A 754-nucleotide genomic window follows, 5' to 3' on the forward strand; every position below is an offset into this window, starting at 1 on the left:
GGGTCGAACCGGCGATCTCCTGCGTGACAGGCAGGCATGTTAACCACTACACCACGGGACCATTTGGTTGCGGGGACAGGATTTGAACCTGCGACCTTCGGGTTATGAGCCCGACGAGCTACCGTACTGCTCCACCCCGCGATGATATAATATGTAATTTAAGAAAAAATGGAGGAGGTAGAGGGATTCGAACCCCCGCGCGACTCTCGCCGCCTGTCGGTTTTCAAGACCGATCCCTTCAGCCGAACTTGGGTATACCTCCGAGATATAAACCTTTAGTGGTGGACCTTGTAGGACTCGAACCTACGACCGGACGGTTATGAGCCGTCTGCTCTAACCAGCTGAGCTAAAGGTCCTTTATGGTAGCGGCGGAGGGGATCGAACCCCCGACCTCACGGGTATGAACCGTACGCTCTAGCCAGCTGAGCTACACCGCCATAAATGATATTAAAATAAGTGGAGCCTAGCGGGATCGAACCGCTGACCTCCTGCGTGCAAGGCAGGCGCTCTCCCAGCTGAGCTAAGGCCCCATGTTTTTGGGAATATCGGGAAGACAGGATTTGAACCTGCGACCCCCTGGTCCCAAACCAGGTGCTCTACCAAGCTGAGCCACTTCCCGTTAATAAAAGCGCGCCCGAGAGGAGTCGAACCCCTAACCTCTTGATCCGTAGTCAAACGCTCTATCCAATTGAGCTACGGGCGCATATGGTGCCGAGGGCGGGGGTCGAACCCGCACGGTGGTCACCCACCGCAG

The 754-nt window shown here is 56.0% G+C and carries 7 tRNA genes; all 7 read right to left on the reverse strand.

Annotated features, from left to right (window positions below):
- Positions 1-64: 64 nt before the first annotated feature.
- The 7 genes from H6481_RS28250 to H6481_RS28280 all read right to left on the reverse strand — a co-directional run bounded on the left by H6481_RS28250 (position 65) and on the right by H6481_RS28280 (position 703).
- Positions 65-141: transfer RNA gene (locus H6481_RS28250), tRNA-Met, on the reverse strand.
- A gap of 28 nt (positions 142-169) precedes the next feature.
- A tRNA-Ser gene (locus H6481_RS28255) sits at positions 170-262 on the reverse strand.
- Positions 263-279: 17 nt separating this feature from the next.
- A tRNA-Ile gene (locus tag H6481_RS28260) sits at positions 280-356 on the reverse strand.
- Positions 357-360: 4 nt separating this feature from the next.
- Positions 361-437 (reverse strand) — tRNA-Met (locus H6481_RS28265).
- 20 nt (positions 438-457) lie between these two features.
- A tRNA-Ala gene (locus tag H6481_RS28270) sits at positions 458-530 on the reverse strand.
- A 15-nt stretch (positions 531-545) separates the two neighbouring features.
- Positions 546-619: transfer RNA gene (locus tag H6481_RS28275), tRNA-Pro, on the reverse strand.
- 10 nt (positions 620-629) lie between these two features.
- Positions 630-703, reverse strand: a tRNA-Arg gene (locus H6481_RS28280).
- Positions 704-754: the final 51 nt, after the last annotated feature.

The sequence above is a fragment of the Bacillus sp. ME78 genome (assembly GCF_903970865.1).
Taxonomy (GTDB): Bacteria; Bacillota; Bacilli; order Bacillales; family Bacillaceae_G; genus Bacillus_A; species Bacillus_A cereus.